The sequence below is a fragment of the Shewanella maritima genome (assembly GCF_043643735.1).
GTDB classification, from domain to species: domain Bacteria; phylum Pseudomonadota; class Gammaproteobacteria; order Enterobacterales; family Shewanellaceae; genus Shewanella; species Shewanella maritima_A.
This window is the reverse complement of record NZ_JBHZSM010000002.1, coordinates 113893-140373: the sequence shown is the minus strand read 5'-3', so window position 1 is coordinate 140373 and position 26481 is coordinate 113893. Positions and strand designations below refer to the sequence as shown.

The 26481-nt window shown below is 43.3% G+C and carries 25 protein-coding genes; 17 read left to right on the top strand and 8 right to left on the bottom strand.

The window, feature by feature from the left end; all coding sequences use genetic code 11:
* Positions 1-183: 183 nt before the first annotated feature.
* From gmk to ACHUGF_RS02750, 10 genes are all read left to right on the top strand, one after another.
* Positions 184-807: a guanylate kinase gene (gmk, locus tag ACHUGF_RS02795; protein WP_394129259.1), complete on the top strand. Its 624-nt coding sequence runs from the start codon at positions 184-186 to the stop codon at positions 805-807.
* A gap of 61 nt (positions 808-868) precedes the next feature.
* A complete protein-coding gene (rpoZ, locus tag ACHUGF_RS02790) occupies positions 869-1147 on the top strand; it encodes a DNA-directed RNA polymerase subunit omega (RefSeq protein ID WP_130600555.1) in 279 nt (92 codons plus the stop codon).
* A gap of 13 nt (positions 1148-1160) precedes the next feature.
* Positions 1161-3269, top strand: a complete 2109-nt coding sequence (spoT, locus tag ACHUGF_RS02785) for a bifunctional GTP diphosphokinase/guanosine-3',5'-bis pyrophosphate 3'-pyrophosphohydrolase (protein WP_394129258.1) — start codon at positions 1161-1163, stop codon at positions 3267-3269.
* 77 nt (positions 3270-3346) lie between these two features.
* A complete protein-coding gene (locus tag ACHUGF_RS02780; RefSeq protein WP_394129257.1) occupies positions 3347-3730 on the top strand; it encodes a RidA family protein in 384 nt (127 codons plus the stop codon).
* A gap of 238 nt (positions 3731-3968) precedes the next feature.
* The gene (locus ACHUGF_RS02775) at positions 3969-5624 is read left to right on the top strand and encodes an AMP-binding protein (RefSeq protein ID WP_394129256.1); all 1656 of its coding nucleotides are present in this window, start codon (positions 3969-3971) and stop codon (positions 5622-5624) included.
* Between the two features lie 200 nt (positions 5625-5824).
* A complete protein-coding gene (locus ACHUGF_RS02770; protein ID WP_394129255.1) occupies positions 5825-6499 on the top strand; it encodes a hypothetical protein in 675 nt (224 codons plus the stop codon).
* A 63-nt stretch (positions 6500-6562) separates the two neighbouring features.
* Positions 6563-7687, top strand: a complete 1125-nt coding sequence (locus ACHUGF_RS02765; protein WP_394129254.1) for a sensor histidine kinase — start codon at positions 6563-6565, stop codon at positions 7685-7687.
* Positions 7688-7723: 36 nt separating this feature from the next.
* Positions 7724-8344, top strand: a complete 621-nt coding sequence (locus tag ACHUGF_RS02760) for a response regulator transcription factor (protein WP_394129253.1) — start codon at positions 7724-7726, stop codon at positions 8342-8344.
* An 89-nt stretch (positions 8345-8433) separates the two neighbouring features.
* Positions 8434-10509, top strand: coding sequence for an ATP-dependent DNA helicase RecG (recG, locus tag ACHUGF_RS02755; RefSeq protein WP_394129252.1), 2076 nt, complete (start codon positions 8434-8436; stop codon positions 10507-10509).
* A gap of 122 nt (positions 10510-10631) precedes the next feature.
* A complete protein-coding gene (locus ACHUGF_RS02750) occupies positions 10632-11522 on the top strand; it encodes a DUF3014 domain-containing protein (RefSeq protein WP_394129251.1) in 891 nt (296 codons plus the stop codon).
* Between the two features lie 67 nt (positions 11523-11589).
* Here ACHUGF_RS02750 and ACHUGF_RS02745 read toward each other — a convergent pair whose 3' ends face one another.
* The 5 genes from ACHUGF_RS02745 to ACHUGF_RS02725 are packed head-to-tail and all read right to left on the bottom strand — an operon-like array spanning position 11590 to position 15145.
* On the bottom strand, positions 11590-12039 hold the full coding sequence (locus ACHUGF_RS02745) for a thioesterase domain-containing protein (RefSeq protein ID WP_394129536.1): 450 nt from the start codon (positions 12037-12039) through the stop codon (positions 11590-11592).
* A 60-nt stretch (positions 12040-12099) separates the two neighbouring features.
* Positions 12100-12582, bottom strand: coding sequence for a D-aminoacyl-tRNA deacylase (dtd, locus tag ACHUGF_RS02740; protein ID WP_394129250.1), 483 nt, complete (start codon positions 12580-12582; stop codon positions 12100-12102).
* Between the two features lie 9 nt (positions 12583-12591).
* Positions 12592-13161: a flagellar basal body L-ring protein FlgH gene (locus tag ACHUGF_RS02735; protein ID WP_394129249.1), complete on the bottom strand. Its 570-nt coding sequence runs from the start codon at positions 13159-13161 to the stop codon at positions 12592-12594.
* Positions 13162-13187: 26 nt separating this feature from the next.
* Positions 13188-14216, bottom strand: a complete 1029-nt coding sequence (locus ACHUGF_RS02730) for an alpha/beta fold hydrolase (protein ID WP_394129248.1) — start codon at positions 14214-14216, stop codon at positions 13188-13190.
* A complete protein-coding gene (locus tag ACHUGF_RS02725) occupies positions 14216-15145 on the bottom strand; it encodes a virulence factor BrkB family protein (protein WP_394129247.1) in 930 nt (309 codons plus the stop codon). Before ACHUGF_RS02725 ends, ACHUGF_RS02730 begins: the two co-directional genes overlap by 1 nt.
* A 105-nt stretch (positions 15146-15250) precedes the next feature.
* Between ACHUGF_RS02725 and ACHUGF_RS02720 the strand changes: the two genes are divergently transcribed.
* Positions 15251-15481, top strand: coding sequence for a hypothetical protein (locus ACHUGF_RS02720; protein WP_394129246.1), 231 nt, complete (start codon positions 15251-15253; stop codon positions 15479-15481).
* Positions 15482-15524: 43 nt separating this feature from the next.
* Positions 15525-16172, top strand: coding sequence for a DUF2959 domain-containing protein (locus ACHUGF_RS02715; RefSeq protein ID WP_394129245.1), 648 nt, complete (start codon positions 15525-15527; stop codon positions 16170-16172).
* 131 nt (positions 16173-16303) lie between these two features.
* Here the strand turns inward: ACHUGF_RS02715 and ACHUGF_RS02710 are convergent, their stop codons facing one another.
* The 3 genes from ACHUGF_RS02710 to glnA all read right to left on the bottom strand — a co-directional run bounded on the left by ACHUGF_RS02710 (position 16304) and on the right by glnA (position 20055).
* Complete coding sequence (locus tag ACHUGF_RS02710; protein ID WP_394129244.1) at positions 16304-16807, bottom strand: type II secretion system protein; 504 nt, start codon at positions 16805-16807, stop codon at positions 16304-16306.
* 37 nt (positions 16808-16844) lie between these two features.
* Positions 16845-18446, bottom strand: coding sequence for a sensor domain-containing diguanylate cyclase (locus tag ACHUGF_RS02705; protein WP_394129243.1), 1602 nt, complete (start codon positions 18444-18446; stop codon positions 16845-16847).
* A 196-nt stretch (positions 18447-18642) separates the two neighbouring features.
* Positions 18643-20055 carry a glutamate--ammonia ligase gene (gene glnA / locus ACHUGF_RS02700; RefSeq protein WP_394129242.1) on the bottom strand — a complete coding sequence of 471 codons (1413 nt, stop codon included), beginning with the start codon at positions 20053-20055 and terminating at the stop codon, positions 18643-18645.
* Between the two features lie 469 nt (positions 20056-20524).
* Between glnA and typA the strand changes: the two genes are divergently transcribed.
* From typA to ACHUGF_RS02675, 5 genes are all read left to right on the top strand, one after another.
* On the top strand, positions 20525-22342 hold the full coding sequence (gene typA, locus ACHUGF_RS02695) for a translational GTPase TypA (protein WP_394129241.1): 1818 nt from the start codon (positions 20525-20527) through the stop codon (positions 22340-22342).
* Positions 22343-22698: 356 nt separating this feature from the next.
* Positions 22699-23211 carry a DUF4124 domain-containing protein gene (locus ACHUGF_RS02690; protein ID WP_394129240.1) on the top strand — a complete coding sequence of 171 codons (513 nt, stop codon included), beginning with the start codon at positions 22699-22701 and terminating at the stop codon, positions 23209-23211.
* A gap of 173 nt (positions 23212-23384) precedes the next feature.
* Complete coding sequence (gene glnL / locus ACHUGF_RS02685) at positions 23385-24425, top strand: nitrogen regulation protein NR(II) (RefSeq protein ID WP_394129239.1); 1041 nt, start codon at positions 23385-23387, stop codon at positions 24423-24425.
* 28 nt (positions 24426-24453) lie between these two features.
* Entirely contained in the window at positions 24454-25869 is a 1416-nt protein-coding gene (gene glnG, locus ACHUGF_RS02680) for a nitrogen regulation protein NR(I) (protein ID WP_394129238.1), read from the top strand.
* A 2-nt stretch (positions 25870-25871) separates the two neighbouring features.
* Positions 25872-26417 carry a gluconokinase gene (locus tag ACHUGF_RS02675; RefSeq protein WP_394129237.1) on the top strand — a complete coding sequence of 182 codons (546 nt, stop codon included), beginning with the start codon at positions 25872-25874 and terminating at the stop codon, positions 26415-26417.
* The last annotated feature ends 64 nt before the right edge of the window (positions 26418-26481 follow it).

Below are 26481 nucleotides of genomic sequence, written 5' to 3'. Positions count from 1 at the left end.
AGCATTAAACCCGCACAAAAAATTATCAACTTAGTAATATGTGCACCACACATTGCATGGGTTTGTTCAGCCATGAATAGCCACTAACTATCACTCAACAATCAGCACAGATCTAGCCTAAGACTATCGATAGCGAGTATAATGGTAAGTTCTATTTCGTTATCAGAAGTTGCTGCTTAATTTATGAATACTCGTGGAAATCTATTTATCGTGTCAGCGCCGAGTGGGGCTGGTAAATCTTCATTGATCTCAGCGTTGCTGAAAGATAACCCACAAGATAAACAGGTTTCTGTTTCTCATACAACTCGTCAACCTCGCCCTGGGGAAGAAAACGCAAAGCATTACCATTTTGTCAGCGTCGAAGAGTTCAAGTCACTGATTGCTGAGAATGCTTTTTTTGAATGGGCGGAAGTCTTTGGCAATTACTACGGAACCTCTCGAAAAGTGATTGAGCAAACCTTAGATAAAGGTATCGATGTATTCTTAGATATTGATTGGCAGGGTGGCGAACAAGTAAAAAAACTCATGCCTGAAGCGATAGGCATCTTTATTTTGCCGCCTTCTAAAGCTGAACTAGCGAGCAGACTCACAGGTCGGGGACAAGACAGCCAAGAAGTGATCGACAAACGTATGGCTCAAGCTGTCTCAGAAATGTCACACTTCAAACAATATGACTTTGTTATTATTAACGATGATTTTGACACAGCATTAGGTGAATTTAATACCATTATTGCTAGTCAAAAATTAACCTGTGCTAGTCAGAGCTATACTCACAATGATATGATTGTCGATCTGTTGGCAGAATAGTTGCCATAGTGTACAATTTTGCGTCATTTTTCCCTGTAAGATAAATTTGGAGTTTTAAGATATGGCTCGCGTTACTGTAGAAGACGCCGTAGAACAAATCGGCAACCGTTTTGACATGATTTTGGTTGCAGCGCGTCGTGCACGCCAAATCGCCGTTCAAGGCAAAGACCCAATGGTAGAAGAGATGAATGACAAGCCAACGGTTCTCGCATTACGCGAAATCGAATTAGGTTTAGTTACTTCTAGCACTCTTGATGCTGATGAGCGCCAAAGCGTTCGTGAGCGTGAAGCAGCTGAAATTGCCGCTGTAGCAGCCATAGCTGAAGGTCGTACAATCTAAGGAGAAGCGCCACTTGTATCTGTTTGAAGGTCTAAAGGAGTCTGCGTCTGGATATTTAGAGCCGGAGCAAGTAGAGTTACTCAAGCAGGCCTATTTGGTTGCGCGAGATGCCCATGAAGGTCAAATGCGCTCAAGTGGCGAGCCTTACATTACCCACCCTGTTGCCGTTGCCCGCATTCTAGCGGACATGCGTCTTGATTTCGAGACGCTCATGGCAGCATTGCTGCACGATACAATTGAAGACACCCCAGTAACCAAAGAAGAGTTAGCTGAACTATTCGGCATGACTGTCGCTGAATTAGTTGAAGGCGTGTCTAAGCTTGATAAAATCAAGTTTCGCGATAAGAAAGAAGCCCAAGCTGAAAACTTCCGCAAAATGATGATGGCCATGACTCAAGATATTCGAGTCATTCTCATTAAATTAGCCGACCGCACTCACAACATGCGTACATTGGGCGCATTACGTCCTGATAAACGACGTCGCATTGCTCGAGAAACCCTCGAAATCTACGCACCAATTGCAAACCGTCTTGGTATTCATAACATTAAAACAGAGTTAGAAGACCTTGGGTTTCAAGCGTATTATCCAATGCGCTATCGCGTTATCAAAGAAGTAGTCAAGTCAGCTCGTGGCAATCGAAAAGAACTGATAAACAGTATTGAAACGGCCATTGAGACCCGTCTTGAAGAACAAGGCATTAAGGCCTCTGTAAAAGGCCGTGAAAAAAACCTCTACTCAATTTACCGTAAAATGAGCGGTAAAGAATTGCAATTTCAAGAGGTGATGGATATTTATGCCTTTAGAGTGATTGTTGACTCTATTGATACCTGTTACCGCGTTTTAGGCTCAATGCATGGCCTATACAAACCGCATCCTGGTCGCTTTAAAGATTATATTGCCATCCCCAAAGCCAATGGGTACCAGTCATTACATACATCCTTATTTGGTCCACATGCTGTTCCTGTTGAAGTACAGATCCGTACCGAAGAAATGGATCAAATGGCCGACAAAGGGGTTGCTGCCCACTGGATGTATAAGAGCAACACCATGGCGTCACAGCAATCCACTACACAAGTGCGCGCCCGCAAGTGGATGCAAAGTCTACTTGAATTACAACAAAGTGCCAGCAGCTCGTTTGAGTTTGTTGAGAACGTTAAAACTGAACTCTTCCCGGACGAGATCTATGTCTTTACGCCTGAAGGTCGTATTCTGGAGCTACCAGTGAATGCCACACCGGTTGATTTCGCTTACGAAGTTCATACAGACGTAGGAAACACTTGCGTAGGTGCGCGTGTTAATCGCCAAGCCTACCCATTAAGTCAGCCGCTTATTTCAGGTCAGACGGTTGAAATTATTACGGCAAAAGGTGCTCGACCTAATGCCGCATGGCTTAACTTTGTAGTAACAGGTAAAGCCCGCGGTAAAATACGACAAGTATTAAAAAGCATGAAAGGTGACAACGCCATTGGTCTTGGTCGCCGTTTACTTAACCATGCACTTGGAGATAGAGATCTTAGCGACCTACCTGAAGAACAAGTCAATAAAGTCATTGCCGAAACGAAGCACGATACTTTAGATTCATTACTGGCTGACATTGGTCTAGGTAACGCCATGAGCATCGTTATTGCCCAACGCTTACTTGGACAAGACCTCCAGCAATCACCCGATGATAAAGACGCTAAAGTCATGCCAATTCGTGGTGCTGAAGGTATGTTGGTCACTTACGCTAACTGTTGCCGACCTATACCAGGAGATGCGGTGATAGCCCATGTTAGCCCAGGTAAAGGCCTAGTGGTGCATATGGAAAATTGTGCCAATATCCGCGGCTACCAAGGCGAGCCAGACAAATACATCACTGTACATTGGGATAACGTTGAAGGGCTTGAATACCAAGCTAACTTACGTGTTGAAATTGTTAACCACCAAGGTGCACTGGCAAAAATCACCTCGATTATTGCTTCAGCAGATTCCAACATTCACAATCTCAGCACAGAGGAACGTGATGGACGGGTATACTTGATTAATTTACGTATTTCGGTAAAAGATAGGGTGCACTTAGCAAATGTCATGCGCCGAATTCGTGTTTTACCTGAAGTATTACGTACTTCGCGCAATAAATAACCCTCAGCCCTGTTGGTCTATCCTACGGGGCTGAATAAGGCATAAAGACCTTAGGACCCTCAAAAGAGAGAAATAACATGGCTAATAAATCAATCATTGCCACTGACAAAGCTCCACAAGCTATTGGCACTTATTCACAAGCTGTAAAAGTCGATAATACCGTTTATTTATCAGGTCAGATCCCACTGGTTCCTAGCACAATGGAAATGGTCAGTGACAATTTTGATGAACAAGTAGTACAGGTATTCGAAAATTTGACTGCCGTTTGTGATGCTGCAGGTGGCAGTATGTCTGATATTGTTAAACTGAATATCTTCCTGACCGATCTATCCCACTTTGCCACAGTCAATGACATCATGAGCAGATACTTCTCTCAGCCTTATCCGGCCCGCGCTGCGATTGGTGTAAAAGAGCTGCCAAAAGGCTCTTTAGTCGAAATGGACGGCATCATGGAGCTTTAATCAATCTGATGATTTTTACTCTCGATATATTAGAGGCGCATTTTGCGCCTTTTTTGTCACTTGAATTCAACAATTTCACCACGATTTTCCCAACACATTTCCCATAAAAAATGCGAAAAATGAAATGCTTGTTAGGCAAATGATTCTCTAAGATTAAAATTTGCGCTGGGTCACAAAACTGGCCATACTAAGTGAAAAAGCCCGCTACCACATAACAATAATTATCATGGAATCGTCGATGGAAAACGTAATCAAAACCCCAGTTGAAATGCTATCGCATTGGGTTGAAACACAAGGTGACAAGGTATATCTTCGCCAGCCAATTAATGGCAAATATGTTGAATTTACATGGGCTGAAGTAAAGCAGCAAGTTGAGCAAGTTGCCGGTGCACTGCGCCATTTGGGTTTAGTCCCGGGTGATAAAATTGCTGTATTATCAAAAAACTGTGCCGAGTGGTTTATTACTGATTTAGCCTTGATGTACGGCGGATACATCAGCGTGCCCATTTACCCAACAGCCAATGCTGATACTATCCGCTATGTTATCGAGCACAGTGGCAGTAAAGCCATTTTTTCTGGCAAGTTAGATTACTGGGCCGATCAAGAGGCAGGCGTTGGTGGTGACATCCTACGTATCGCGATGCCTTATGACACCATGCCTTGTCAGTATCAATGGGACAATCTATTAAGCCTTGGTGAACCGCTAGTGGGCGAGCCAATGCCCTCACCCGATCAAGTCATGACGGTGATTTACACTTCTGGCTCTACAGGCAAACCGAAAGGGGCAATACAAACCTTCGAGAACTATGCTTGGACTTGTGAAGCTGTAGTTCGTGACTTACAAACCAATACCGAAGATCGCCTTATATCTTATCTTCCACTAGCACATATTACTGAGCGTGTAGCGATTCAAGGGTCATCATTCTATTCTGGCTCAGCCGTCGCCTTTGTTGAGAGCCTCGATAGTTTTGTTGAAGATGTGCAACGCTGCCGTCCAACGGTGTTCTTCTCTGTGCCAAGACTGTGGACGCTTTTCCACCTGAACATTATTAATCGTATTGGCGAAAGTAAACTTAACTTTCTGCTTAAGATCCCGATTATTAGCAGCATAGTGAAACGTAAAATCCACCAAGGCCTTGGACTCGAACACGCAAGACTACTAGGTTCAGGTTCTGCACCCATTCCGCAAACATTACTTGAGTGGTACCACAGTATTGGGCTCAATATTTGTGAAGCTTGGGGTATGACAGAAAACTGCGCCTATTCCATTATTAACTATCCTTACAATGCCAACAAAATTGGTACTGTAGGACGCCCTATTGAAGGTTGCCAAGTACGCCGCACCGACGAAGGCGAGTTAATGGTCAAATCACCTGGCTTAATGGAAGGTTACTATCTACAGGAAGAAGCCAGTGCAGCGGTTTTCGATGAAGATGGCTTTTTCTTCACTGGTGATCTATGTGAAATAGATGAAGATGGCTATATCAGTATTACTGGACGAGTTAAAGATAACTTCAAAACATCAAAAGGTAAGTATGTTGCACCAGTACCGATTGAGCGAAAGCTAGCCCAAGACTCTCACCTTGAGCTAATTTGTGTTATCGGTTCCGGTCTACCTCACCCAGTAGCCCTTGTTCAGCTTTCAGAAGGTGCACGTAAGCAGCCACGTGAAGAAGTAAGAGCATCTATCAAAGCAACGCTGGACAGTATCAACCCTAACCTAGAATCACATGAACATGTTGACGCTGTGATTGTTACCAATGAAGAGTGGACTGTTGAAAACGACATCCTCACACCAACTCTCAAGATTAAGCGTCATGTACTTGAAAAACGCTATAGCGCAATGGTTGAAGGTGTTCGCGGTGCCAAAGTGCGCTGGGAAGAAGAGCTTTAATCTAGTCAGATAAAACTGCAATTTCAGACACGATTCACACCCAATAATGCCACTCAATGAGTGGCATTATTTTTGTCCTGTTGTTTTGATGACATTTGTCACTCGGTATTGATGATGTTTGTCCATGTCCAAATTTGAACCTTTTTTGAATAATAACTTCATCGCAACACACTTATTCAACGTCAAAAAAGGACATGACCATGAAAAACTTACTACTATCATTTAGCTTAATCATTGCAACGCCATTTGCACACGCTAGCATCGATCAGATTGATAATGCCGTTAACAACAAAGACATTAAAGGTCTAAAACAACTAGCACAACAAACATCTGGCTACCAACAAGCCTATGCTGATTACCGCCTCGCTATCACTGCAAATATTGTTGGCCAACGTCAATTGACCGCATCTTCACTAGAAAGAGCTGCTCGTACTTTGGTGTCCCTCAATCAGCAGCAACCTAATGCTGATACCGCTGTATTACTTGCATCAGTATACGGTATGCAAATGGGAACAGGACAGGGAAACCCAATGGAGCTAGGTATAAAGTCCAATACATTACTGACACAGGCTGAACATGCTGAGCCAACTAATCCAAGGCTATGGAAAGTAAAAGCCATTTCGGCCTATAACACGCCTGCACAATACGGTGGCAGCATGGAAAAAGCCAAAGCATACGCCTCAAAAGCCATTGAAAACTTCAATCAACCGTGTGACGACATCTGCTGGGGCTTAGAAGAAGCCTATACGTGGCACGGATTGGCTAAACAAGAACTTGGTGATATTAAAGGCGCGAAACAGGACTTTGGATCAGCAATTGATAACAATGCTGAATATGCCTGGGCCAAGTTCTTATTATCGCGCCACGCAAAATAAAATCGCGCCAGTTTGTAGAAATGAATGCACGGTTAAGTTAACTTAGCCGTGCACGGAGGCATTATGGAACAGCTTAATATGCAAATCAGCCAGCAGTTGGTCAATCAAGACACGGCTAATAACCCTCAAATTCCCAGCTACAAGACTAAAACAGCTTGGATATACTTAGTCTATCTCGTGTTCTTTTTCGTACCCTTGTATTTTCAGCAAGGCCAATGGCTGAATATTTCAGTCTCCCTAACGATGCTCATTCCCTTCCTAATTAGCTATTTTTGGGTATTTACTTGCCATTCCAGTAAAGCTAAATATCCGCTTGCGATAATGATCATCACAGCAGCTTGCACCACACCATTCACCAGTGGGTCATTATCATTTTTCAGTTTTGCCAGCTTTTTTATTGGTTTCCATTACCCCAAAAAAACCGCAATTATGTCTATCGTGGCTTTGTCAGGGGTCATGTTTATACTGGACTTTGCTTTAAGCTTTCCGAGTCATTACTTTGCTTTTTATGGTTCTGCAATCAGTATTGCGATGGGGATTTTTGGTTCTCTAGAGCGCAATAGAACTCACCTACAGCGCCAACAGCAACGCTCTCAAGATGAAATAAGCCAACTAGCGACTTCACTTGAACGTGAGCGTATAGCCAGAGATTTGCACGATATTGTCGGTCATCAGTTAGCCTCAATCGCACTAAAAGCTGAGTTAGCAGATAAATTGCTGGCAAAAGGCAATACAGAACAAGCACAGGCACAAATAGCTCAAGTCAGTGACATTACCCGTGAATGTTTAACTGAAGTGCGTCAGGCTGTCAGTGGCTATAAGCACATAGGTTTAAATAAAGCGCTCCATAGTGTTAGTCAATTACTTAGGGATAAGTCCATCGTGGTGACCCTTGAAGGCCAACCTCCTAAGATGCCTAAACTTGTAGAGTCTCAGTTAGCCTTGATCATTACCGAGCTGGGCAACAACATCCTCAAACATAGCCAAACTACCCACTGTGTGATCAACAATGACGTCGGCGCGGACTATTACCAACTCACAGTGACAGAGAATGTGGCCAGTCTGCCTTTTGATGCAGGCAATGGGCTTACAGGTATTAAAGAGCGCGCCGATATTATTAACGCTAAATTATCAATTGACACTCAGCCTCAGGTGCAAATAAGCCTCCGTATTGCCCTTGAACAGTAACGTTAATAATTGCATCTAGAAATTGAGGATTATCCCGTGACAAAAAAACTTAATGTATTACTAGCTGAAGATCAGGCTATGGTGCGCGGCGCTTTAGCCGCCCTTCTCTCTCTGGCTATGGATGACACCATAGCAATGACAGTGACAGAAGTTGAAAATGGCGATCAGGCTATGCAACAACTAAAACAGCAGGAGTTTGACTTGCTGTTAACCGATATTGAAATGCCAGGAAAAACCGGGCTTGAGCTCTGCCAGTATTTGCAACAACAAGCATCCCCGACCAAAACTATTATTTTGACCACCTTTGGCCGTTCAGGTTATATCAAGCGCGCATTAGAGTTTGGCGTAGGCGGCTTTTTACTCAAAGATGCGCCTTCAGATGATTTGATCCACGCCATTAATCAAGTTATGGCAGGTAAGCGTGTCATTGACCCAGAGTTGGCCATCAGCGCCATTGGTGATGAAGACCCACTTAATGATAAAGAACGCAAAGCCTTACGCTTGGCTGGCGAAGGAAAATCCACTAACGAAATTGCTCAGTTATTGTTTATTGCTGAGGGGACGGTACGTAATTATTTATCAGAAGCCATTGCCAAATTGAATGCCACCAATCGCATTGATGCCGCAAGAATTGCGCGGCAAAAAGGTTGGTTATAGCACGATATAGCAATGAATATTGCCAAGCAGATTATCTCTGTTAATATATAAAACATATGTATATATTTACAGTAATCAGGTGTAAATAATTGCCTCAGCTCGATATTACGCCAGTCACTTCATTAAAAGGCGTTGCCAAGAAAATGGCCGAACGCTTAGAAAAGCTCGGCATAAAAACGGTTCAGGATTTATTGTTCCATTTACCGCTGCGCTATGAAGACCGTACACAAATTTATCCTATAGCGGCACTGCATATGGGCGGCTATGGCACGATTCAAGCTGAAATTCAGTCTACTCAAGTTTTACCCGGCCGACGTAGGATGCTCACTTGTACAGTGAGAGATTACAGCGGCACACTTACCTTGCTTTTTTTTAATTTTTCCATGTCGCAACGTAACGCAATGCAGCCCGGAGCGACCATAATTGCCTATGGTGAAATTCGCCGCGGCAAGCATCATGCAGAAATAATTCACCCTGAATATAAGATCATCAAACCAGATGAAACCATCCAATTAAGTGATACATTAACGCCAATTTACCCAACAACAGAAGGACTGAAACAAGCCAGTTGGATAAAGCTCACCACACAGGCATTGGCATTATTGAAAGGTGGGGGATTAACTGAGTTACTGCCAAAATCACTGCATCCCAATAACTTGAGTCTACAACAAGCACTGCAACTAGTGCATCGTCCTCCCAATGATGCTTGCCCCACCTTACTTGAACAAGGCAGTCATCCAGCACAACAAAGATTAATCCAAGAAGAATTGCTTGCTCATAATCTCAGCATGCTCAAATTGCGCGAGCGCAGCCATCAAGATGCTGCGGTTCAAATGCCAGCAACCTTGCAACTGATTAAGCCTTTCTTAGCCAATCTGCCTTTCAGTCCCACGAACGCACAGCAAAAAGTAGTCCACGATATTGAACAAGACTTGCTCAAGCCGCATCCAATGATGCGACTCGTGCAGGGGGATGTCGGTTCAGGAAAAACCCTAGTGGCAGCACTCGCTGCATTACGGGCAATTGAAAACGGATTCCAAGTTGCAATGATGGCGCCCACTGAGCTGCTGGCTGAACAGCACGCCATCAACTTCAGTGCTTGGTTTGAACCGCTTGGATTAAAAGTAGGCTGGTTAGCAGGTAAATTGAAAGGCAAAGCTAGGGCGCAATCTTTAGCTGATATCGTCTCTGGTGAAGCGCAAATGGTTATTGGTACTCATGCGATTTTTCAAGAACAAGTGCAATTCAAACAACTTGCACTGATTATTATTGATGAGCAACATAGATTTGGGGTACATCAACGTCTTGGGTTACGTGAAAAAGGTGTCCAGCAAGGATTTCATCCTCACCAACTTATCATGACAGCAACACCAATCCCTCGCACATTGGCTATGACGGCCTACGCTGACTTAGACACGTCGATTATTGACGAATTACCACCAGGCAGAACACCTGTGACCACTGTGGCGTTACCAGACTCCCGCCGACAAGATGTTATCGACAGAGTCAGACAAGCCGCATTAGAAGGTAAACGGCAAACCTACTGGGTGTGTACCTTAATTGAGGAATCTGAAGTACTTGAATGCCAAGCCGCTGAAGATACGACACAAGAATTGATTCAAGCCTTGCCTGAGTTAAAAATTGGCTTAGTACATGGTCGCATGAAAAGTGCTGAGAAACAGCAAATCATGGCACAGTTTAAGGCTGCAGAGCTGGACTTATTGGTCGCAACTACAGTCATAGAAGTTGGCGTAGACGTACCTAACGCGAGCTTAATGGTCATAGAAAACCCTGAGCGATTAGGGCTAGCACAATTACATCAGTTACGCGGTCGTGTTGGGCGCGGCGCGGTAGCCAGCCATTGTGTGCTGATGTACAAAGCGCCATTGTCACAAACGGCCACAAAACGTCTCGGTGTATTAAGGCAAAGCAATGATGGCTTTGTTATTGCGCAAAAAGACCTCGAAATTCGCGGGCCGGGCGAAGTATTAGGCACTCGACAAACCGGTTTAGCTGAACTTAAAATCGCAGATTTAGTACGCGATCAGCACCTAATAGACGGGATACAAAAACTGGCAGTCCATGTGAATCAGCAAGTGCCTGAACATGTCGACGCCATTATTCATCGCTGGTTAGGTGAACGACAACAATTTGTCCAAGCCTAATCCTTAGTGAGCGTGATCAAGATTATAATTTGTTAATTATCCAGCACTAGCGCTAGACAACAGCGTCTATTGTTGCAGAATGAACTAGCGCTATTGCAGCATCAAATGTTTAAGGAAGCCGTATGCAAGTAAATCAAGATGATCGAGTATCACCAATGACTTCCGGTAAGTCAGGTAATAGTCATGCATTAATCATCGTCGCGATTGTGGTTGCCATTGCTGGCGCTATCTACTTTATCGCAACTGATGACCCAGACCCGACTCCCGTTGCTGAGCCAGTCATGCCAGTTCAGGTTCCAGATGTTGTGCCAGAGCAACCCATTGAACAGCCACAGATTGAAGAAGTCATCGTCGTTGAACCCGTAGACGAAGTTGTGCCATTAGGTGAACCTGAAACGCCCGCCATTGTTGAGCCGCAGCCTGAACCGCTACCTGAGCTAACCGCCTCTGATGACTTTATGGCCCAACAATCACTTGTTGTTGCCGATGGAATGGATATTACCCCACTTCTACAGAAAAAAGACTTAGCCCGCCAGTTTGTGGTGTTTGTTGATAATCTCGCTCAAGGCGAATTGATCCGTAAAGCGAGTCCGTTAAAAGGGCCAGAAAATGATTTCACCGTATCGGAAGTGACAAATAAAACATATTTGAACCCAGACAGTTATCATCGCTATGATATGTATGCTGATTTTGTCAGTAATTTAGATGCACAAACGTTAACTGAAACATACGCCTACATTGAGCCATTGTTCACTCAAGCATTTGATGAATTAGGCTATGGCGACAGTTACAGCTTTAATGAGCGCCTACAGCAGGCTTTCAGCATGCTGTTAAATACACCTATCATTGAAGATCCAATTGAAGTGTCCACTATTAGTGTTAACTACCAATTTGTTGACCCTAATCTAGAGGCTTTGCCTAATGCACAAAAATTGCTGATAAGAATGGGGCCAGACAATACCCGCAAAATTCAATCAGCTATCCGTAAAATGCGCCAACAATTACCGCAGTAAAACAATCGAGAAACAAACACAAAAATGCCGCGATTATCGCGGCATTATTTTTTCTACAAGTCTCACATTAAACCGGTGTATCTTTTACTGGCAGTGACACATACTTCCCATTAAACACAGCACATAATTTATCGCCACACATTAGCTCAACCTGCAACTGCGCCCTCAAACGCTTACCTCGACCAAGCACACTGGCATCTTGCCCCAGCCAAGTCACCTTAGTAACTGGTTGAGTATCGACGGGAGCAAGGAAGCGCACGTTTGCATCAGCCAACACAATATCACCATCCACACCTGACAATTGTTGTTGCAGCCAGACCATGCCCCAACCCGTTAAAGTCATGAGGGTGTATATGCTGCCAGCAAACATGGTGTGGTGTAAATTGATATTGGGAGCTAATGGTGCTGTGACCGTGAGCGTATCATTTTGAAAGCTGAGCAGTTGAATTTGCATAAACTCACTAATTGGAATCGTTTGATACCAAGTGGTTTGCAGCTGAGCTAACAGGCTATCCATTTCAACAGACAAACTTGTCGGTGGTTGGTTCACGTTTCATCCTTGTGTCATTGCAACAGATTACACCTGCAAACTGAACGTCACAGGGCCATCATTCACCAGTGAGACTTGCATATCAGCCCCAAAACTTCCAGCCTGAGTATCAACACCTAAATCACGACAGTACTGCACAAAAGCTTGATACAAGGCTTTTGCTTGATCTGGTGTCGCAGCTTTCGAAAAACTCGGGCGCAAACCTCGCTGAGTGTCTGCAGCAAGCGTAAATTGTGAAACAACCAACAAACGGCCGCCCACTTGCTGCACATTAAGATTCATTTTACCTTGCTCATCACTAAACACGCGATATTTTACAACTTTCTCAGCCAGCTTAGCCATGGTTTTCGGCGTGTCATGTTGCTCAACGCCGAGCAAAACGAGTAGCCCTTGTTCAATCTCACCAATCACTTCAGTTTGAGCACTATCGGCGGCATGACAAGCATCAAGCTCAGTGCCAACAGCAACGCTGACACTGGCTGAGCTAACCCTTTGAATTAATCCAATCACCTATCAACCTTATTCACTTGTCGGGTGCTGCATAATCGGTAAAGGCTTAATTAGCTCTTGTGACCGTTCTGGGAATGAGTCTCCCACTTGGCGTAAACCTTCATCGGTCCACAACATAAAACGGCGAAGCTCTTCAAGTTCAAAACCATTCACGAAAGTCATAGAGCTTTGTACTTGTATTACAGCGCCATTCTCCCTTACGAGGAACTTGGCAAAGTTTAATTTCTGATTCAAAGAACCAATCGCTAATAGCAACTCCTGACTACCGTGCAACTGAGGGTGCACCGCATAAAAACGGTTTGCTAGAATTCTATCAATGCCATCTTGATTTCTGCTTACTTCAAGTACAAACTCCTGATCACCAAACTGAATAGCAATACGATTAGCGCCAATTTTATCGACCAAGTAATTGGATTTCACCAAGGTGTTATACAGGGCGTAAGAGGCTTGCTCATTTGACATTTCCCCTAAGGCAATGCTTGTTGGGACAGGTTCTGGGCCGATTGGCGCTTCAGTTTTATCCGTTGATGCGCAAGCAGTTAATCCTAAAATACATGCAGCTAAAAGTAACTTCTTCATTCTAATTCCTGTGATATATCCGATGTCTAAATCCCTGAAAGTAGGCAATCTTCACTGTGCATACTTTCAGCATAATAATCTGTAGTCGTTAACTTTACATTGGTTTGCCGTTTTGAGTTCACCATCGCTTGTATCGCCCCTTTTACCTTTGATAATAATTGAGGATCAGCCAACGAGTGGTAGGCTTGCTTCACCTTGTGATAGCGTAAGTTGAGCTGGCACACCGTCTCAAGGTATTGCTCTAAAATATGACTTGGGCAAACGTTATCATATTCACCTTGAATGATTACTGTACGAGCTTTAACCTTATCTTTCACCATTGTCATCATCATTTGCCCGTTAAAATAACAATGCTTAGCAAAATGATGACTAATCTGGGCCATTGAAACATGCCTAGGCTCTAACTGCACAAGCTGCGCATTAGGCATGGCCAAAGCAAGCTCCCAGTTAATCCACGCGGCACAAGCTGACATATCATGCTGGTTAATAAGAGGGTCATAATCAGCAATCAATTGCTGTGGCTTGCGAGAGTGACTGTTGACTTGATTTTGAAAAGTCAGATACTGCTCGGGCTGCTTCGCACCCGCGCCTTTTTCAGATAGGAGCCACTCAACACCTTGATGACTGGGAATAAACATTCCCCAATAAACTTGGGCAATAACGTATTGTGGATATATTCCACTATAAAGCCAGCCAAGCATCGCGCCTGACGAACCACCGACTAGATACCAACGATGAATACCTAAAGCACGCCTCACGAGGTCAATGTCTTCCACTAGGGTATTAACATTATTATTGGCTAACTTATCAACAGAACGCGAGCGCCCAGAGCCGCGCTGATCGATAAAAATCACATGTAAATCGCAGCTTTCAAACAAGGCTAACTCATTCAGCTGGCACCCTGCACCAGGTCCGCCATGCAGATAGACGACAGGCGTTGCCCCCTTCCGACCATACTCAGCGACATACAGTTCATGACCATCACCAACGGCTATATATTGCTGACCAATGAAGCTCGGTAAATGTGCCAGCATTGCTATTTCATTATCTGTCATTAGGCGGCATCGTTATCCTTGCTAGAGCTCAATGGCTTAACTTGCGAGGACACAATCTGCTCATCGGCGTGACTCACAGGTAGATGTTTTTTAAAAAACTCAGGCAATGAAGCGGTAATTTCCGCACCGAGTAACACGATAATCCATGATAAATAAATCCACACAAATAAAATCGGAATAACGGCTAAAGCACCATAGATAGCTTCATAGCTTGGAAACTGTGTCACATAGAATGCAAAGCCTTTTTTGCCGGCTTCAAACAAAATTGCAGCGACGATGGCTCCGGTCAAAGCATGTAAAAATCTTACCTTACGATTAGGTACCACCATGTAAAGCAACAGTATAGACGCGACAGAGAACAGCATAGGCAAGCGCTCCACTATCCAAGTCACAACCCCTGATAGCTCAGTGCCACTAAAAAACTGTAACGACACCACATAAGAGGTCGCCACTAGGCTAGCACCAATCAGCACGGGTCCAAGCGTGAGTACCATCCAATACATTGAAAATGACACCACATAAGAACGCTTATCGGAGACTCGCCAAATTGAGTTAAGTGCCTTATCAATGGCTGAGATCAACATGATTGCGACCACCACTAAGGCAATAATACCTACAAAGGTCCCCTTAGATGCATTAGCCACAAACTCATTAATATGTACTTGGACTGTTTCGCCGGCAGCAGGTAAAAAGTTGCTATAAATAAAATCTTCAATCTTACTGCGGATCCCTTGAAATACTGGGAACGCCGATAACATCGACATGGTCACCGCAACCATGGGCACCAATGACAGAAGAGTCACATACGCTAAATGACCAGCACGAATGTTGATTTGGTCATCCCTTAACCTTTGCTTTAAATGCAAAAAAAACTGCCAAAAACCTTGGCCGATGCTCTGGTATGCAACTACATCAAACTTAAATGGCATAATAATCCTTTATTGATAGGGTGTTAGTGAATTTATTATTGGTATTCACCCTACAAGTTCGTACAATGTTATAACATAAATCGCATAGTGTAAGGGAGTAGATTAATGTCACAACAAGGTTCTGCAGGTAACGTTCTTGCTGCTGTAGCAAGTTTATTCTGGCCTGGCTTAGGTCAATTATTACAAGGACGTATCTTAGCCGCCCTAATGTTCTTTTGTATCACTGTCGTGGGTTATTTTTTCTGGGTACTAATTATTCCGCTCATCATCGGTGCCATTTTTCACTTATGGGCCATTATTGATGCAGCTAAATACACTGCACCCAATAGCCAATAGCCAATAGCCAATAGCCAATAGCCAAAGAATAGAGAATAACAACATGAAAAAATGGATGTCATTGATTTTTTTATCTACCAGCCTGATGCTGACGGGTTGCCAAAGTGCTTATTACGGTGCCATGGAGAAAGTCGGTTACCACAAGCGTGACATTATGGTTGACCGTGTTGAAGACGCCAAAGAGTCGCAACAAGAAGCGCAAGAACAATTTAGCTCAGCACTTGAAGAAATGCAGGCTCTACTAGCATTTGATGGTGGCGATTTAGAAGCTGCTTATAACAAGGCTAAAGATGAGTTTGAGTCAGCTCAAGCTGCTGCTGATGATGTATCTAACCGTATTGATAAAGTCGAGTCTGTTGCAGAGGCTTTATTTGATGAGTGGGAAACTGAGATCCAAGAAATCAGCAAAGCGAGTTTACGCCAAAGTAGCACCAATAAACTTAACTCAACTAAGCGCTCATACAATTCGCTCGTTAAAAGTATGCGTCGTGCAGAATCGAAAATGCCGCCAATTTTGACCGCCATGAAAGATAATATGCTTTATCTAAAGCATAATTTAAATGCACAAGCCATCGGCGCTATTAAAGGTGAATTTGCCAGTTTACAAACTGATATTTCAAGTTTGATTAGCGAAATGAATAAGTCGATTGCTGAGTCAAATAAATTTATTGAATCAATGGACGGAAAGTAAGGTTAAACAATTAGCACAAAGTGAATCAAACGGTTCTGACATTCACATATCTCGCTAACAATATAAAGGGGATGGCATCATCCCCTTTTTAATCACTGTAACCACTGGTAAAAAACCTTAGCCATCAGCAATCAGCAATCATCAACTTCAATGGCAATTAACGGTGTGTCACCTGCAAACTGAGGCTGAGAATACCTAATTTCACATTCATTAGCCGCAAAATCAGCATCTGGTCGAATACGAATGCCTGCTCTGCCAGCTAAGGTGTAGCTGGTTAACCTAAACTCACCGCCATCAGCAACATCCTCAATATTAATAGCACGAGCAATGCCAGTTGCAGTATGTCTTGGGTAACCGAACGCGAGGATAATATCTTCCCCCTGTACTTCAATACTATTGCCTAAACCGTTACCTGCAGCTGCGGGGGCAGTTTCATCGCAATCACTCGACACTAAGCAGCCTGAATGAACCATATTTTTTGCACTACTGACTGCACCAGCCACTCCACGCATAGTACTTTGATATGCATCACTTGATAAGTTGATAAACTTAGGCAAAGCAACGACAGCTAATATACCAAGAATGATAATGACCACAACCAGCTCAATCAGTGTAGAGCCTTTGCTGTTTGCCAAGCTTGAGTGCGTTTTTGCTGGTGATAGTTAACTCACGTTAAATACTCCATTGCTCTTCCTGTAAGGCTACATATACTTGATTTTTACCATTATGCTTAGCTTGATACATAGCTTGGTCAGCATGATGAATTAACTCATCGCTGCTTTTTATCTCGGTATGACTTACGGTAATACCGATACATGCTCCTATGATGACAATGTAACCATCCATCTCGAACGGCTGTTCAAGTATCGATAGCAACTTCTCAGCAGCTTGCTGAGCATCACTAATATTAGCCGTACCTGGCATAAGTACTAAAAACTCATCCCCACCATAGCGAGCTAACACGTCATCAATAAATAAATGTCGATTCAAACGCTTAGCAACCGCCACGAGTAATGAATCACCAATGGCATGTCCATATTTATCATTAACTGCTTTGAAGCCATCAAGGTCAATAAACAACAAACAAAAAGGGTGCTGCTTTGCCAGTTGCTGATCAATTTGCCGCCGAATAGACATTCGATTGGCTAGGCCTGTTACGGCATCATGATTAGCTAAATGTACGGCTTTGGCTTGCGCTTGCGCTAAATCAGCAGTGCGATCAGCTACCCGAGCTTCTAGCTCTTCACGACCAGCCCTGATATCCAGCGCCATTTGCCTGAAACTATCAAACAGCTTTGCAAACTCAATAGTATGAAATTTATGTGGCGTGACTAATGGCATTTGTTGCTCAGTTATCAGATGCCGAGTTTTATCTGTCAACACATCAATTGGCCGAGTAATTAACCTAGTTATCCACCAACTCACAATGCAGCACACTAAAAGCGACAAAAAGCCTACCAACAAGGTAACTTTTATTACATTGAAGGCGCTCGATTCCAATTCCTGAATTGGCTGCGGGATCATCACACCCCATCCGGTGGCTGGCACCACATCAAAGCCAGCGATCATATCCGCCTTAACTGCAGGCGAATAGAACTCACTCACGCCAGATTCGCCTGACATCATCTGTTGAACAATACTAATTTTACTGATGTTTTTAGCTTGTTGTTGCCATTGCTTATTGGGGTGCGCCAGTACATTTCCTTGGCTATCAACAATGGCAGCATGGCCTTTTTCACCAAACTCTACCGCTGATTGTAAATGCTCAATGTAGGTTGTTTGCATTGTGGCTAGCCAGATGTAACCTTGCCCGTCTTGGCGGATCATATACACAGTCGGGCGTTCAAGCCCCGTTTTATGCACTGGGGTAAAACGCGCTTCATTAAGTAAACTGAGTTCAAAAGGCATCTGGCTATTAATGAGAGAGTGAGGAACAGAATACTCTCCACCAAAGCTTACGTGTATTAACTCCCCGTTATCTGAATACTTAGCAATCGACTCAACATCAATGGATGCCAGTAACTGAGCCATTTGCTCATTCATCACTTGCTGTGATTCAATGTTGGTTGCAGCGGTAAAAATAGCTAGCGCATCCACAGCATACCGATTCAATGCCCGTGTCAGGTTCTTTGCCAATAACAAATGCTTGTCATGCACCATGCGATGTTCATTCTCTAGTGCTGAGTTTGCAGACCAAATTGAAATTGTAGTAATTGGGATTAACGAGATAAGTAGCATCATCAAAAATAGCAGATGACGAAAGGATAAGGTCATGGGGTTAATAACTGATTTATGGCCTAAATAACGACCAAGTTAAAATGTAACAACATTGTCACATGTGACCGTTTTCCATTCAAGCAAATAAGTTAACAAACATCACAAATTATAAACAAAATAAAACCCTGATTCGCTAAGGCCAATCAGGGTTTTTAAAGCTATCAAGAATATTACAGCTTAACTCATATAGAAGTTATAGGCTGTAGTAAAGCTCGAACTCCATTGGGTGAGTAGTGCGAGATACTTGCTCACACTCAGCAGACTTAAGCTCGATGTATGACTCGATGAAGTCTTTGCTGAATACGCCACCTTTAGTTAAGAACTCGTGATCCGCTGCTAGGTTCTCAAGTGCATTCTCTAATGAGGTTGCAACTTGTGGGATCTCAGCTGCTTCTTCTGCTGGTAAGTCGTATAAATCTTTGTCCATTGCATCACCAGGGTGGATCTTGTTTTGGATACCGTCAAGACCAGCCATTAGCAGTGCAGAGAAAGCTAAGTATGGGTTAGCAGTTGGATCTGGGAAACGTGTTTCAATACGACGCGCTTTAGGGCTTGGTACCACTGGGATACGGATTGAAGCACTACGGTTACGTGCAGAGTATGCAAGCATAACAGGCGCTTCAAAGTGAGGTACTAGACGCTTGTATGAGTTCGTGCTTGGGTTAGTGAATGCATTCAATGCACGAGCGTGCTTGATGATACCACCAATGTAATAAAGTGCTGTTTCACTTAGGCCTGCGTACTTATCACCAGAAAATAAGTTAACACCGTCTTTCGCTAATGATTGGTGAACGTGCATACCGCTACCGTTATCACCTACGATTGGCTTAGGCATGAATGTCGCCGTTTTGCCATAAGCGTGAGCTGTGTTATGCACAACATACTTCATGATTTGGATTTCATCTGCTTTATTTGAAAGCGTGTTGAAACGTGTCGCAATTTCGTTTTGGCCGGCAGTTGCTACTTCATGGTGATGCGCTTCAACTACTTGACCCATGTCTTCAAGGATCAAACACATGGCACTACGAATGTCTTGTGAAGAATCAACAGGTGCAACTGGGAAGTAACCACCTTTAACGAATGGACGGTGACCCGTGTTGCCATCTTCATAGCTAGTACCTGAGTTCCATGCCGCTTCTTTCGCATCAACTTTCACGAAAGTACCTGACATGTCAGTACCAAACTTAACGTCGTCAAATAAGAAGAACTCTGGCTCAGGACCAATTAATACTGTATCTGCGATACCAGTTGATTTTAGGTATTCTTCTGCTTTCTTAGCGATTGAACGTGGGTCACGTTCGTAACCAGTCATTGTGCTTGGCTCTAGAATGTCACAACGGATAAGGCCTGTTACTTCTTCAGTGAAAGGATCTAATAAAAATGAAGAAGGATCTGGCATCAATACCATGTCTGATTCGTTAATGCCCTTCCAACCATTGATTGAAGAACCATCAAACATTTTACCGTCTTCGAAGAAATCTTCGTCTACTTGATGAGATGGAATCGAAACATGCTGCTCTTTACCTTTTGTATCGGTAAAACGTAAATCAACAAACTTTACTTCTAGCTCTTCAATTTGCTTTAGTATTTCTGCAACTGATGACATTCTAAAACCTCCGGTAGGGTGTAGGGTTATCCCTTAAAATAATCTGGTTATTCGTCGACAAAATATCTGCAATGCGAATTTTTACAGTTTAAAGCCAAAATCGTGCCAAAAAACTAAATGCATGATTATAAATAATTTTAATTCCTAGCTCATCAATAAAAACCGATTAATGCACAGATATAGTGCAACACTATGCACCCTAAAGGTGCGCTAGTCCAATTCGGTGCGTACCAAAATGAAGCAAGCTTGATCCAGTTCATGAAACTGTCACTTTTATTCGTCAGTCTATAATTGTTAAGCATCACCACAGCTAAATCGCGCTGTATTCGCCATAAAAAAGCTAAGTGTTCAAAAATAATCCTATCTACTGGAGCCTCGGTAGAGTAGAATGGCACGCTTTTTTATGACGGCTATACTTATTAGCTGCGTTAAACTCCAATTTTTATTTGATGGTATAGAGGTTTTATCCGTGTTAGAAAATTTACGTAACATCGCCATTATTGCTCACGTTGACCATGGTAAAACAACCTTGGTAGACAAGCTTTTGGCTCAGTCAGGTACCCTTGAAAGTCGAGGCGAAGCCGAAGAACGTGTAATGGACTCTAACGATCTTGAAAAAGAGCGTGGTATTACCATTCTTGCTAAAAACACTGCCATCAAATGGAACGACTACCGTATTAACATCGTTGACACCCCTGGTCACGCCGACTTTGGTGGTGAGGTAGAACGTGTTCTTTCTATGGTTGACTCAGTATTGCTATTGGTTGATGCGGTTGATGGCCCAATGCCACAAACTCGCTTTGTTACCAAAAAAGCATTTGCTCAGGGTCTAAAACCAATCGTTGTAATTAACAAGATTGACCGTCCTGGTGCTCGCCCTGACTGGGTTATTGACCAAGTATTCGACCTATTCGACAACTTAGGTGCAACTGACGAGCAATTAGACTTCCCTATCGTTTACGCTTCTGCACTAAATGGTTTTGCGACATTAGATCCAGACGAAACAAGTGAAGACATGACACCGCTTTTCCAAGCGATTGTTGAGAAAGTATCTTCACCAGATGCTGATGCTGAAGGTGAATTCCAGATGCAAATTTCTCAACTAGACTACAACTCTTATGTTGGTGTTATCGGTATTGGCCGCATCAAGCGTGGTAGCGTAAAAGTTAACCAACAAGTGACTGTTATCGGTGCTGATGGTAAGACGCGTAACGGCAAAGTTGGCCAAGTATTAGGTTACATGGGTCTTGACCGTCACGAAGTAACTGATGCTAACGCTGGTGATATCGTTGCGATTACAGGTTTAGGTAATCTACAAATTTCTGACACAGTGTGTGGCGTAAACCAAGTTGAAGCACTACCTGCTTTATCTGTTGATGAGCCAACATTAACCATGACTTTCCAAGTAAACACTTCTCCGTTTGCTGGTAAAGAAGGTAAGTACGTTACTTCACGTAATATTCTTGAGCGTCTAGAGCAAGAATTAGTTCACAACGTGGCATTACGTGTTGAAGAAACTGAATCTCCTGACCGTTTCCGTGTTTCGGGCCGTGGTGAGCTTCACCTTTCAATCTTAATTGAAAACATGCGTCGTGAAGGCTACGAGCTAGCAGTATCTCGCCCAGAAGTTATCACCAAAGAAGTTGACGGTGAAATGTGCGAGCCATACGAAACCTTAACTGTTGACGTTGAGGAAGACCACCAAGGTGCTGTCATTGAGAAATTAGGCATGCGTAAAGGTGACATGAAAGACTTACAACTAGATGGTAAAGGTCGCGTTCGTATTGACTTTATTATTCCAAGTCGTGGTCTTATTGGCTTCCAAACTGAGTTTATGACAGCGACTTCAGGTACTGGCTTAATTTACCACTCGTTTGATCACTATGGTCCTGTTAAAGGTGGCGATATTGGTCAACGCCAAAACGGTGTACTTATCTCTAATGCAACCGGTAAAGCGTTAACATTCGCACTGTTCGGCTTGCAAGATCGTGGTCGCCTAATGATTGGTCACGCTGCAGAAGTATATGAAGGCCAAGTAATTGGTATTCATGCTCGTGCAAACGATTTAACAGTGAACTGTCTTAAAGGTAAGCAGTTAACTAACATGCGTGCATCGGGTACTGATGAAGCACAAGTGCTAACACCACACATTCAAATGACACTAGAACAAGCACTAGAGTTTATTGATGATGATGAGTTAGTAGAAGTTACACCAGAGAACATTCGTGTTCGTAAGAAGTTACTGACAGAAAGTGATCGTAAACGTGCAAGTCGTGAATCTAAGTAATTTTCGCGATTAACAGCACAAATTAAGCCCGCTTTAGCGGGCTTTTTTGTGCCTGCTATTTAAAGCCTTATATGCGTTTAATAATAGCTTCTGCTTTCTTCACCACAAAGTGCTCGACCATAAATGATAGGGCTATTGGTAACGAGTTTTAGTATTACATTGCTAATTACAATCGATAAAGTTAATACCATTTATTTTAGCTTTTAACCTGCTAGAACAGCCGCTTTATCCCCATTTTCATGACACGCTTACCGATTGAATTTTTTATATATAGTTATCCCTGACTAATTTTGCTGATTTTTATAGTGTAAAAGTCTAATATTTAGATAGCGACCAGATAGATAAAAGGAATCATCATGCGCATTTTATTACTTTTAGTACTGTTACTTATTAGCGTAAGTAGCGCTGCTACGGTTTATCGCTGGGTTGATGAAAATGGCAAAGTACATTACTCAGATGAACCGGTCGAAAATGCTGAAGTCGTGACACCAAATGAAAATACCCAAAATCAGGTGTCTTTAGATATTCCGCAACCGAGAACATCTTCCTCAGATTCTACTCAAATAACTGATGCACTTCCCGATGTGAAAATCTCAATCTTGTCTCCTACCGAAGAATCCACCATTCGCCAAAACAGCGGCAATATTACCGTAGTCTCAAGTATCACGCCTAAATTGCCCAAAGGTGTATTTTTAAGCTTATATCTGGATGGTGAGCTGCTAATCCAACCGCAAATATCTAGCAGATTTGAGTTAATCAACATTGATAGAGGTGAACATACCATTGTGGTGAAAGCAGTGACCCAAAACGGCAAAGTCCTTGCATCTAGTTCTCCAAGAAAGGTTTTCCTTCATCGAGCAACGCTATAAACGTTATATAATTTGACATCCAAAATACAATAAATAAACTTAAAAACAATAACTTAAAGTATTACAAAAATTATATAATCTGACTTTGGCGTTCGATGTTGAAGGTTGCTTGATGCACCATAATAGTGCACCATTGTGGTGCATTTTGGTTGCGACCTGATATTGGACGGCAAATGGACACTCATACTTTACTCAATCATTTAGTCACTGCGGTATTGGTTATCGACAAGCAACTCAAGCCTTGTTATGCCAATGCCGCTGCAGAACAGTTACTGGGCGTTAGCCACCATAAGCTGTTAGAAATGCCGCTCCCAGAGCTTTACCAAATGATGGGCGTTGACAACAAAAAGCTCAGTGATGCTGTTATTGCCTGCCAAGGTTTAACAGTTAATACCGCACCTTTATTAACGCTTGATGGGCAACACCACACCATCGATATTACCGTCGTGCCGTTAGAGAATGAGCAGCAGTTAAGCCTATTAGAGCTGAGGCAAGTCGATCAGCAAATGCGTATTCACCAACAGCTCAACATGGATGCACAACAACAGGCTGCACAATTTCTAGTACGTAACCTAGCCCATGAAATCAAAAATCCACTGGGTGGATTACGTGGCGCAGCCCAGTTACTTGCAAGAGAATTGACTTCTGAAGACCAAAAAGAATTTACCCAACTGATTATTGAGCAAGCTGACAGGCTAAGGAATTTAGTTGACCGGCTACTGGGACCACAGCGTCCAACAGAGCATTCCGAGCATAATATTCATGAAGTGATCCAGAAAGTGGTGTCGTTATTGGAAATGGCATTGCCCGAACAAATTCAATTAATTAGAGATTACGATCCGTCAATTCCGAATACCCAGATGGATCCAGACCAATTGCAGCAAGCGGTATTGAACGTAGTCCAAAATGCGATTCAGGCGTTGGAGGGTTGTGGTGGCACCATCAAAATCCGCACTCGCACTCAGCATCAGGTCACTTTAGGGACACAAAGGTACAAACTGGTATTGGTGCTGTCGATTATTGATAACGGCCCAGGCATCGCACCAGAACTAATGGATACATTGTTTTACCCAATGGTCACCGGCAGAGAGGACGGCTCGGGCCTCGGTTTATCCATTGCACATAATATTGCTCGATTACATGGCGGTCGCATCGACTGTACATCAGCCCCAGGACATACAGAATTTAGCATCACCTTGCCCCTACAGGCATAAAGCAGCATTGCGCTAATGAGGAGAAGTAATGAATACGAGTGAACAAGTTTGGATCCTCGATGACGATAGCTCAATACGTTGGGTGTTAGAAAAAGCGCTCAAAGGTGCCAAGCTAACCACGGCCAGCTTCGCCGCAGCAGAGTCGTTATGGCAAGCCCTAGAATCATCACAGCCGCAAGTGATCGTGTCTGATATCCGCATGCCAGGAACTGATGGCCTGACGCTGCTTGATAGACTTCAGCTGCATTATCCACATATTCCAGTCATCATCATGACTGCACATTCTGATTTAGACAGTGCCGTCAGCGCCTATCAAGCCGGCGCTTTTGAATACCTTCCAAAGCCCTTTGATATTGATGAAGCCATTGCATTAGTTGAACGTGCAATTACCCATGCAACAGAACAAACACCATCAATTGAACCGGATGAAACTGTTGTAAAAGCGCCTGAAATTATCGGTGAAGCACCGGCAATGCAGGAAGTATTCCGTGCCATTGGTCGCTTATCGCGTTCATCTATCAGCGTGTTGATTAATGGGCAGTCCGGTACAGGTAAAGAGTTAGTCGCTGGCGCGTTACATAAGCACAGCCCACGCAAAGATAAATCTTTTATCGCCTTAAATATGGCAGCAATTCCAAAGGATTTGATCGAGTCAGAGTTATTTGGTCACGAAAAAGGCGCTTTTACGGGCGCTGCGAACGTTCGACAAGGTCGTTTTGAACAAGCTAATGGAGGCACATTATTTCTTGATGAAATTGGTGATATGCCACTAGATGTACAAACACGTTTACTGCGCGTATTGGCTGACGGACAATTTTATCGTGTCGGTGGTCATCAGGCTGTGCAAGTTGATGTGCGAATTATTGCAGCGACTCATCAAAACCTCGAAACCTTAGTAAAGCAAGGCGACTTTCGTGAAGACTTATTTCACCGTTTGAATGTAATTCGGGTGCATTTACCCCCCCTTTCACAACGCCGTGAAGATATCCCTCAATTAGCTAGTCACTTCCTCAACTCTGCCGCCCAAGAAATAGGGGTTGAACCGAAGACGCTGACAAAAGAAACCGCGAAGAAACTGTCACAATTAACTTGGCCTGGTAATGTAAGGCAACTAGAAAATACCTGCCGCTGGTTAACTGTGATGGCTTCTGGGCAAGAAATCTTACCGCAAGATTTACCACCAGAATTAACTCAGGCTCCTAGTGCATCACAAACGGGTCAACCAGAGTTGAAAGATTGGCAAAGTGCGTTAGGTGCGTTGGTTGATGAGAAACTAACTGCAGGTGAAAGCGATTTACTGACTGAAATCCAACCGGAATTTGAGCGTATCTTGCTTGAAACTGCATTAAAGCATACCCAAGGCCACAAACAGGAAGCGGCTAAGCGTTTAGGCTGGGGACGAAATACACTAACCAGAAAACTGAAAGAATTGGCGATGGACTAAGCATGCAATCAACAACATCAATAGCCCCAGCGAGCCCTAATGACACAAGCAGCATTATTGTCATGGGAGTTAGTGCTAGTGGTAAATCAACTTTCGCTTGGCAACTGGCCAAGCAACTACAGGCAAAGTTTATTGATGGCGATGATTTACATCCAAGGGCCAATATCGACAAAATGGCCAGTGGCCAACCACTCAATGATGATGATCGTGCTCCTTGGCTAACTCGAATCAATGATGCGGTTTATAGCTTACATAGCAAACAAGAGCGCGGTGTTATCGCCTGCTCAGCCTTAAAAAAGCAATATCGAGATGCGATTAGAGTAAACAACGCTAATGTGACAGTGATATATCTACATGCCTCTAAAGAGGTTTTGCTTGCCAGATTAACCCAACGTCAAGGGCACTTTATGAAAGCAAAAATGATTGAAAGCCAGCTAGCTACGCTAGAAGCGCCACATGATGAACCAAATACACTTATCATCGATGCTGAGCAACCAGTTGACATCATGGTTGCTCAAATATGCCAGCAATTGACACCACAAAATTAAACTACTTTACCGTTAAACACATAGGCTTGGTTTTAGTCACCATGTTTGATATCACATTGCTCGG

Excerpts from the sequence above, each read along its gene's own strand:
- gmk (WP_394129259.1), top strand. The coding sequence starts at position 184 with ATGAATACTCGTGGAAATCTATTTATCGTGTCAGCGCCGAGTGGGGCT.
- rpoZ (WP_130600555.1), top strand. The coding sequence starts at position 869 with ATGGCTCGCGTTACTGTAGAAGACGCCGTAGAACAAATCGGCAACCGT.
- ACHUGF_RS02780 (WP_394129257.1), top strand. The coding sequence starts at position 3,347 with ATGGCTAATAAATCAATCATTGCCACTGACAAAGCTCCACAAGCTATT.
- ACHUGF_RS02775 (WP_394129256.1), top strand. The coding sequence starts at position 3,969 with ATGGAAAACGTAATCAAAACCCCAGTTGAAATGCTATCGCATTGGGTT.
- ACHUGF_RS02770 (WP_394129255.1), top strand. The coding sequence starts at position 5,825 with ATGAAAAACTTACTACTATCATTTAGCTTAATCATTGCAACGCCATTT.
- ACHUGF_RS02765 (WP_394129254.1), top strand. The coding sequence starts at position 6,563 with ATGGAACAGCTTAATATGCAAATCAGCCAGCAGTTGGTCAATCAAGAC.
- ACHUGF_RS02750 (WP_394129251.1), top strand. The coding sequence starts at position 10,632 with ATGCAAGTAAATCAAGATGATCGAGTATCACCAATGACTTCCGGTAAG.
- ACHUGF_RS02745 (WP_394129536.1), bottom strand. The coding sequence starts at position 12,039 with ATGGATAGCCTGTTAGCTCAGCTGCAAACCACTTGGTATCAAACGATT.
- ACHUGF_RS02735 (WP_394129249.1), bottom strand. The coding sequence starts at position 13,161 with ATGAAGAAGTTACTTTTAGCTGCATGTATTTTAGGATTAACTGCTTGC.
- ACHUGF_RS02730 (WP_394129248.1), bottom strand. The coding sequence starts at position 14,216 with ATGACAGATAATGAAATAGCAATGCTGGCACATTTACCGAGCTTCATT.
- ACHUGF_RS02725 (WP_394129247.1), bottom strand. The coding sequence starts at position 15,145 with ATGCCATTTAAGTTTGATGTAGTTGCATACCAGAGCATCGGCCAAGGT.
- ACHUGF_RS02720 (WP_394129246.1), top strand. The coding sequence starts at position 15,251 with ATGTCACAACAAGGTTCTGCAGGTAACGTTCTTGCTGCTGTAGCAAGT.
- ACHUGF_RS02715 (WP_394129245.1), top strand. The coding sequence starts at position 15,525 with ATGAAAAAATGGATGTCATTGATTTTTTTATCTACCAGCCTGATGCTG.
- ACHUGF_RS02705 (WP_394129243.1), bottom strand. The coding sequence starts at position 18,446 with ATGACCTTATCCTTTCGTCATCTGCTATTTTTGATGATGCTACTTATC.
- glnA (WP_394129242.1), bottom strand. The coding sequence starts at position 20,055 with ATGTCATCAGTTGCAGAAATACTAAAGCAAATTGAAGAGCTAGAAGTA.
- ACHUGF_RS02690 (WP_394129240.1), top strand. The coding sequence starts at position 22,699 with ATGCGCATTTTATTACTTTTAGTACTGTTACTTATTAGCGTAAGTAGC.
- glnL (WP_394129239.1), top strand. The coding sequence starts at position 23,385 with ATGGACACTCATACTTTACTCAATCATTTAGTCACTGCGGTATTGGTT.
- glnG (WP_394129238.1), top strand. The coding sequence starts at position 24,454 with ATGAATACGAGTGAACAAGTTTGGATCCTCGATGACGATAGCTCAATA.
- ACHUGF_RS02675 (WP_394129237.1), top strand. The coding sequence starts at position 25,872 with ATGCAATCAACAACATCAATAGCCCCAGCGAGCCCTAATGACACAAGC.